At 33.6% G+C, this 8,126-nt stretch carries 11 protein-coding genes; 3 read left to right on the top strand and 8 right to left on the bottom strand.

The features are described 5' to 3' along the window. A partial coding sequence (locus JCM9157_RS22235; RefSeq protein ID WP_035668507.1) for a PDZ domain-containing protein occupies positions 1–529 on the bottom strand: 529 nt, incomplete at its 3' end. A gap of 315 nt (positions 530–844) precedes the next feature. On the opposite strand from JCM9157_RS22235, the gene JCM9157_RS22230 reads away from it, so the two are divergent. Next, a complete protein-coding gene (locus JCM9157_RS22230; protein WP_052013317.1) occupies positions 845–1,855 on the top strand; it encodes a C39 family peptidase in 1,011 nt (336 codons plus the stop codon). An 85-nt stretch (positions 1,856–1,940) separates the two neighbouring features. Here JCM9157_RS22230 and lgt read toward each other — a convergent pair whose 3' ends face one another. From lgt to JCM9157_RS22215, 3 genes are all read right to left on the bottom strand, one after another. Beyond that, positions 1,941–2,801, bottom strand: coding sequence for a prolipoprotein diacylglyceryl transferase (gene lgt, locus JCM9157_RS22225; RefSeq protein ID WP_035668505.1), 861 nt, complete (start codon positions 2,799–2,801; stop codon positions 1,941–1,943). 133 nt (positions 2,802–2,934) lie between these two features. Beyond that, positions 2,935–3,150, bottom strand: a complete 216-nt coding sequence (locus tag JCM9157_RS22220) for a DUF2187 family protein (protein ID WP_034633098.1) — start codon at positions 3,148–3,150, stop codon at positions 2,935–2,937. A gap of 82 nt (positions 3,151–3,232) precedes the next feature. Next, entirely contained in the window at positions 3,233–3,787 is a 555-nt protein-coding gene (locus JCM9157_RS22215; RefSeq protein ID WP_052002430.1) for a class I SAM-dependent methyltransferase, read from the bottom strand. Positions 3,788–4,107: 320 nt separating this feature from the next. Here JCM9157_RS22215 and JCM9157_RS24790 point away from each other — a divergent pair, with 320 nt between their 5' ends. Beyond that, the gene (locus JCM9157_RS24790) at positions 4,108–4,266 is read left to right on the top strand and encodes a hypothetical protein (RefSeq protein ID WP_156314941.1); all 159 of its coding nucleotides are present in this window, start codon (positions 4,108–4,110) and stop codon (positions 4,264–4,266) included. A 229-nt stretch (positions 4,267–4,495) separates the two neighbouring features. On the opposite strand, the gene JCM9157_RS25560 is transcribed toward JCM9157_RS24790, so the two are convergent. The 3 genes from JCM9157_RS25560 to JCM9157_RS22205 form a co-directional block, all read right to left on the bottom strand. Next, a complete protein-coding gene (locus JCM9157_RS25560; RefSeq protein ID WP_235715082.1) occupies positions 4,496–4,783 on the bottom strand; it encodes a M15 family metallopeptidase in 288 nt (95 codons plus the stop codon). A gap of 61 nt (positions 4,784–4,844) precedes the next feature. After that, on the bottom strand, positions 4,845–5,681 hold the full coding sequence (locus JCM9157_RS22210; protein ID WP_235715081.1) for a D-alanyl-D-alanine carboxypeptidase family protein: 837 nt from the start codon (positions 5,679–5,681) through the stop codon (positions 4,845–4,847). Positions 5,682–5,707: 26 nt separating this feature from the next. Beyond that, entirely contained in the window at positions 5,708–6,409 is a 702-nt protein-coding gene (locus tag JCM9157_RS22205) for a TraX family protein (protein WP_003321603.1), read from the bottom strand. Between the two features lie 641 nt (positions 6,410–7,050). On the opposite strand from JCM9157_RS22205, the gene JCM9157_RS22200 reads away from it, so the two are divergent. Beyond that, positions 7,051–7,638, top strand: coding sequence for a cell wall hydrolase (locus tag JCM9157_RS22200; protein WP_034633106.1), 588 nt, complete (start codon positions 7,051–7,053; stop codon positions 7,636–7,638). Between the two features lie 195 nt (positions 7,639–7,833). Here JCM9157_RS22200 and JCM9157_RS22195 read toward each other — a convergent pair. Further along, on the bottom strand, positions 7,834–8,126 hold a 293-nt coding region (locus tag JCM9157_RS22195; protein WP_035668499.1), incomplete at its 5' end, for a hypothetical protein.

Genomic DNA, 8,126 nt, shown 5'->3' with positions numbered 1-8,126 from the left:
CCACTTGAACCGCCCTACTTATAGGATTACCATTAATTTTCGTTATCAAGTCGCCTACTTCTATTCCTGCCTGTATTGCAGGTGATTCTTCTCCAACTGAAGACTTAACAGAATGATAGCCTGCGACAAGCATGCCTTCTTTATTTAGCTTGACACCAATGGATTGACCTCCAGGCAAAATTTTCAGTTCTGGTAATGTACGAACCTGAACTTGTTTAATTGGAAAATTACCTATTTCAATTGTCAAAGTTGTATCATTGGCTTCTTTGCTTGTTGCAGTGATTGAAGTTGTACCTGTTCTATTATTTGTAGAAGTAGTAATGTTTGTAACAAGTTTTTCATTTTCAGTTTTTGTAGATAAGTCACCTATACGTGTAGAAGAAACTTCCCAGCTTATTTGCTGCCCTTCATATACAGTAATCTCATTTGGAATACTTATGACATCTTGAACAGGCGTAGAATAGCCCACGAAAAATATGCTTAGTAAGAGAATACAACCTATTAATTTTCTGATCCCCTCACCAATCATAATTTCACCCTCCTTGGTATAAAACTCGCGTTTACTTAATCCTCTAATTTAATGTTTAATTTTTACGGTTAGAAAGCAAAAGTATAGACTATCCTTTCTCCCTAGGCTGAACTATAGGTCCTAGCTTGAATGCTTTTTCAATCATTCTGGTATTTTTACAATTTTTTTATGCTTTAATTTATCATTTATCATAACTTTTTTTCTATCTTCACATTTTTTACAAATCTTTCGCTTATTCTATTACACAAGTTTCACATATTTATCTAGATTATCGAACCACTAACTTAATACTTATTTTTTGAAAGAGGTCGTAGAATGGAAGTTCTATTTTTTATTTTGAGTTATATTGTGTTTCTTGTACTTGCTGTTACAGCCTTATCTAGGCTAATAAAAAAAGGAATCTTAAAACAAGGCTTATTTGTTTTTTCTTTTCTAATCTTGGCCATGTTTACTTTTTTATTGTATTTAAATATACAGGAAGAATGGGTAGATCTCGATTTCACTAGTAAAATAAACAGTTTTAAAGAGGTATACAGTAATTCACAACACCCTTCACAAATAGTATCTAACGATTCAAATTTACCTTTTATTGTCCATGAAAATGACATAACAAGAGGTTTTGAGAGTTATAAAGAGGCTGTTATTTATGCTCAAGAGATACAAAGCAATGTTTATTTTCTTAATGATAGTCACATCGTTTGGAGATATGACTTTCAACTTCCTCTAAGTATATTATTAGATGCCCCTTTAATTTCTCAGTTACCTGAGCTTCCAAGAGGATGTGAAGTAACAAGTCTTGCCATGTTTCTAAATTATGCAGGAGTAAATGTAAACAAAATGGTACTTGCAGATGAGGTAAAAAAAGATTCAACTCCCTATCAAAAAAAAGGCGATCAAGTCTTTTTTGGTAACCCTTATGATGGTTTTGTAGGTGATATGTATAACATTAACAATCCTGGTTATGGTGTATACCATGGTCCTATTAAAGAATTAGCAGAATTTTACTTGCCTAATAGAGTAATTGATATAACCGGGACTGACTTCCAACATATTCTCTATCACGTAAGCAATGGAAATCCAGTCTGGATCATATCTAATGTTACATTTTCGAAACTTCCTGAAAACTTATTCGAAACTTGGGATACTCCAAGCGGCTCTGTTAAAATAACGTATAAAGAGCATTCTGTCTTAGTTACAGGATTTGATGATGATTATGTTTATTTTAATGACCCCTTGGCAAATGTTAAGAATAGAAAAATCCCCCAAAGGGATTTTGTAGAAGCATGGGAACAAATGGGAAAACAAGCAATTACCTTTGTAAACTAGACAAGAGCAATAGATAAACATCACCATTTATCAATTAAGCTAAAAACAGCTGACCCTTAATAAATGGTCAGCTGTTTTAGAATGTCTATTTTTTCTTTCTCTTCTTTGCTTTATTATTTCTTTGTTGCTTCACGATCTCATCAAGATATCCTTGATTGGCTAAACCTGCTTTTCTCCGATAAATCCAAGTTATTACCGCCCCAATAATCAATATAATAGAAGCTACTTGTGCCGTTCGCAAAGTATCACCAATCATCAGATTATCTAATCTCATTCCTTCTATGACAAAGCGACCAATAGAATACCAAATGAGATAGCTATAAAAAATTTCACCTTGTTTTAGGTTTAACCTACGCAGATATAGCAAAATTACAACACCAATCATATTCCAGATTGACTCATATAGAAACGTTGGTTGATAGTAGGTTCCATTAATGTACATTTGATTAATAATAAAATTAGGTAACAAGAGATTTTCGAGAAACTCTCTTGTTACAGGTCCACCATACACTTCCTGATTCATGAAGTTACCCCAACGACCAATTGCCTGAGCAAGTAAGATACTAGGAGCACCGATATCCAACAATTTAAATATTGGTATATTTTGTTTTTTTGCATAAACAATAGCTGTCGCTACACCGCCAATTAATCCACCATGTATAGCTAAGCCACCCTCCCATATATACAACACTCTTATAGGGTCGTCTACGTAATGTTCAAATCGGAAGGCCACATAATACAAGCGGGCACAAATAATGGAGATAGGTAATGCCCATAGTAGTAAATCCGCAAATGTATCTTTCGGTAGCCCTCGTTTAATCGTTTCTCGTGTAGCCATTATATAACCAATGGCTACACCGATCCCAATAAGAGCCCCATACCAATAAATTTTTAAAGGACCGATCTCAAGAAAAACTCTGCTTAACGGTTGAATTGTTTCTTCCATTTCCCTTTCACCTCTTAGCTGTTTACTTGTCTTGCTAAGTTAATATAAAATCTTAACTATAGTTATAAATATATAAGGAAAGTTTGAATTAATTATGAAAATTAAATATAATTCCTGTTAGTTCTTTTATCATTTAAATAGTTTCAAAGGTACGTTGATAGTTTCGATGATTGATACAGGTACGTTCAAAGGGGAATTCATCCTCCCTACCACAAACAGGATACGTAATAAATTCAGCTACCACACTATTGTTGTACACAGCAATTACTGTTAGTTCTATCCCATCGTATAAAATTATTTCATTTACTTCGGCAGCATTTGGGTTTATTTTTTTTGATTTGTTATACATATAAATCCAGCCTTTCTAATTTTTTTAGTTTATAAGTGGCTCTCTAATCCAAAGTCCTAGTAAGTAGAACTTCGATTTTATCTCAATGTCTCTTCTCACAGACAAAGACAAAAGCAGGAGGAATATTCAAAGGAACTATTTTAAGACTCGTTTTATCAAAAGCCGCATTAAGATAAGGAAGCAAAAAAGGTGTATATTGAAAAGCAATAAATTTTCCGCCTGGTTTGAGAATATAGTCTATCTGATCAAGTAAATTGATTAGTACTTCTTTTTTGAAATTTAGTAAAGGAAGGCCAGAAAAAATATAATCAATTGATTTTTCTTGTTCATTTAGGCTCCCCTTTAAGTTAAAAGCATCATCAAAAATAGTAATTTCAGAAGCAAATCTGTTTAACGATTGTTTTAAGGAGGAATTGTTTTCAAATACTATTAATGGGTGATCTAGTTTTGACTCTTTGAGTATTGTTTCAGTAAGTACTCCTGTTCCAGCTCCTAATTCAACAACCTTCGAATTTTTTTGTAAATTTACTTGATTCACCATACTTTGAACGAGGTAAGGAGAGCTAGGGATAATACTTCCAATAGCCTTTGGGGAGTGCATAAAACTTTTCAAGAAAACTCTTTTCTCATTTAGCATAATTAAAACCCCTTATTTTCGTTATTAAGAGGATTATTTCATATGAATTTGTTCAAAGTATGAAGTTTAATATTTTCATAAAAATATTTTTTAGCAGCAATGTGCAATTGGGAACCGGTTAAGAACATAACAAAATAGTTAAAGGTACTATCTTAATTCGATCATTCGTTAAAAGTACGTTCTATTCACAAGATCTTCTAAAATTACGAAAGAAAACATAGATTAACAGATAAAGAGAATGAGACTTATTATTAGGAGGAAACTGATGGGGACTTATGATAAAAATATACCCGTTGTGGTCGGTAATTTGAGAGTTTGCGATGAGTAAAGTAATTTGGTTATGGCTCGGTTGGATGTTTTTAACTAGTTTATTCTCCTATTACCACTTACATTGGAAAATAACTGTTTCTTTGTTCTTAGCTGGTTTACTTACGGCGATCAAAGCTTTGGTTGAAGATCAACTAAACCTTACCGATTGAGAAATACAACATACAATTACTTCTAGGGATCCGTTCTACGTTTCCCTAGTCTATTTATAACAATATCAAAAATGCGAGTCATTGCATTTAAAAATAAGTGGGTTTTCAGTGTTAAAAGAGAAAGTACCCGCTACGAGTTTTATAAATTTCCACGTAGCGGATCTTTTTTTCTGAAAATTAGATAAGTAACGTATCTCTATGCAATACGTTTGCACTTAAGGCTTTATAGCTAATTATCACCTATTAGAGGACTTGAACTATAAATCTCAGTTAATAAATAGTCACCTTCACTGCTATTGTGTGCAGTTTCATCCCTAGCATCTAAATCATTAAAATGCCACCATTCCGAAGCTAAGGGTGTCAGCCCCGCCGTCGTAGCATAGGTTTGTAACTTTATAGCAGCCTCGTTCATTGAATCAGCATAAGTTGCAGTTTTCCAATCAATTGCATTTTGTGATGAAACTGGGGTAGTAAATACAGCAGATGCTCCGCTTAATTCATGTATTTGTGTAGGCATCGCATATTCCATATAATCTTTAATTAAGACTCTGGTGTATTCACCAATTGGAACCTCCTTTTTAGAGTTTAATTTTAACTAAACTGAGATCGATGCCATAACCCATTTGATGATTAGAAACACCGTCTGTTATAAACCAATTTATCCCCCAAGGAAGTGTGTTAATACCAGTCATAACTTCTGGATCATCATCGGCTAACTTACTCAAGCCTTCTACAACCGCTTTCTGTACAGAGTAGGGCCTAAATCCCTCATATATTTTTAGTGAGTTGCCCTCTGACAGGGCAAGCTGCTGTGCTAAATGAACTTTTTTGGACATTGAATATAGCACAGGCATAATATATTCTTCACTCTCAAGCCGTTCGTTGTATGTCTTGCCCGGATATAAGGCACGGTTTGAAATATTAGGGATATCCTTACCAGATGAAACGAATTTAGAAGAATAGGTATTAGTGTTATCATAGATAATAGATGGAATAACATCGGGAAGGTTAATAAAAGTATAATTATGTTGTAACCAACCAGCTAAATCACCTCTTTTAATAAACCACCAATCTCCCTCTTCTCTTAAAATTTCGAAAGCAGTACCTGCTTCAAATATATCAATAGTTTCAGAATCACTTTTTGGAAATTCTTTCAAATCTAAACTGATAGAAGTAAATCCTGTAGCTCCAACCACAGGTAACTCTAAATCCCCTTCGTACATTCTTGCTTGTGGCTCTTCAATTACTTCATCGGCTGAAATTTCGGAAGATTTTTCTACTTCATTCATAGCGGGAATGGACTCATTTGGTATAAAATTATCCACATTTGTTCTATCAATACAAGCTGTTAGTAAAATTATGATTATTAGCATAGCCATTATCAATATAACATTGTATTTTTTTAGCCAAATCATGATTATATATCTCCTCAATATTTAATTTATGCAAATATGAAGTACCTCAAAATATAAAGTACTAAAAGATGAGCTGGATAAAAAACATAAAATCCCCATTTAATAAGAGCTGAGCTTTTTCCTCTTTCTCCATTATATAAAGCAAGAAAAGGAATGGCCAAAAGGATACCAAAGCGAAAAGCGTAATCCATTCCTAAACTTATGCCAGGAAGAATATAAAAAACAGTCCCTATAAATGCAAAGCTAATCATCTGCATCTTAAACTGTCCCTTGTATATTCCAAAAAATAAAATCCACAATACAAGAATGTAATTCCAGTCAGCCGTCCAAGCGAGTAAACAGCACAAAGCAATAATCATAACTTTTATTAATCGAGAAATGTAAGTAGTTTGACTAATAGCTAATGCAACTAACCCCATAAACAGTCCCCATATTACACTAGTTCCCTGCCACCATTCAAGACCGAAGTACATCACAAATGGGAAGTGCGAAATTAAAGCAAAAATGAAAAGTCGTTTTAGATATTTTTGCTTATTAGAAGTATAGAAGTATCCTTCTGCAATCATATAACCTATTATGGGGGCAGCCAATCTTCCAAAACCACGAGCAAATATTGCTAGTGTAGTGTCATCAGGCACAAGCCATATTGATGCATGGTCTACAACCATCGCAATAACAGCTAGTAGTTTAAGTGCATTTGAATTTATAAACTTTGTTTTTATTGACATTCGCATACTCCGTTTCCTATTAATTTTTGTTATCTGATTTAGCATAGCCATCAAATATGGAGTTTTTATGTGTTTTAAATTTTAATAAATGATCACTTTTGATTACTTAGGAGGTTGATGATTTAAAACAAAAAAACCTCTTTAGGGCCTGCTGTAAGGAGTTTATCAAACGAAGTTGTTATAATCTGAAATTTCTCCAGACTAATTATTAATCTCTTCATCTGTTTCTAGCTATCAAACTTAAAAATATATAACCAAAAGAATTTTTTGGACACTCAGGCTCACCATTTATTTTCAATAATAAGCCCCATTGCCTTGGGAGTTCAGAAGACTTTTCAAAAAACTCTTTTTCATTTAGCGAATTAAAGAACTTACTCATCTCTTTCATGACCATCAACTTTTCTAGATGTTGGTGATCTCTATATCTATACAACTACTAATATTTTTAACAAATCTGTTTACTTCCATGTTTTTTTACAAACTCCCACATATTTCGTAACAGTAATGTAAAAAACAGCTTCGAGCGTTCGGGTTAATGGTATCCTCAAGTCCATTTTTCCAAATGGGTAAATTTGGTCACCTCCTAGTCTAATTTTTCATGTTAGTTTAATAGAGTCACTTACTTCTAGGAGGTTTATACAATGAAAAAATTAATAATCACTATTAGCGTTGCAGCATCACTTGTTTTTATTGGAGGAAATGATACAAACGCACAAATAACGACACACACCGTAGCGTCTGGAGAATTTTTGTATAAAATTGGTCAAAAATATGGAGTTTCTGTATCCGCTATTAAAAATGCAAATAATAAATCGTCATCAATGATTATGGTAGGAGAAAGGTTAACAATTCCAGAATCTATCTCTGCTTCAGAGAGGGATTTACTGGCACGTTTAGTGATGGCTGAATCAGAAGGAGAACCTTATGCTGGTAAAGTCGCTGTTGCAACCGTCGTATTAAATCGAGTTGACCATAAGGATTTTCCGAATACGGTTCGAGGAGTTATTAATGAAGTTTCAAACGGATACTACGCGTTTACACCTGTTCAAAATGGACGTATTAACCGTCCGGCTGATAATGAATCGATTCGAGCTGTTGATGAGGCTCTAGCATTTAGAGGGCAAGGATCTGGGTCACTCTTTTTCTATAATCCAAAAATTGCTACTAACCAATGGATTGCTACTCGTACCGAAACTGTTCGGATTGGAAATCATGTTTTTGCTAAATAAATTATGACATTAGAGAAGGAGCGTCAGGACACAGCATCTCCTGACGCTCAATCTTAGAATTTCCAGTACTTTGATAAAAATAAAAGATTACTTAAACCGTGGACTTAGCAAATCAACGCCCTTGTTGTAAAGCTAACCTGCTTCACCACAGAAAATAAGAGATTTATTGCTATCTCAAGGTATTTGAATAAGAAATTAATTCATATCTTTGACTTTTTCTTTGTTCTTTAAATGTTGTTCAAGTATGACAGTTGTTAAAATGGCTACTATTGCTTGATATATTAATAGGTCAGTCATTATTCCAAACTCTTCAGGTTCCCCAATGAATTTTGTGATATAGAAAGAGACGATGAAGAATGTTATGACTGTAGCAAGCCCAATCCATAGGCCTTTCCCAATTTTATTAGCAACTATTATTGCGAAAAATTTATTTAATAAAAAACCTCCATACATTATAAAACTTCCTATCATTAATGAAGTTCCTATCT

The sequence above is a fragment of the Halalkalibacter akibai JCM 9157 genome (genome assembly GCF_000513135.1).
In the GTDB taxonomy this organism is placed as follows: domain Bacteria; phylum Bacillota; class Bacilli; order Bacillales; family Bacillaceae_D; genus Halalkalibacter; species Halalkalibacter akibai.
The sequence above is the reverse complement of the archived record's forward strand: the minus strand, read 5'-3'. Positions and strand labels throughout refer to the sequence as shown.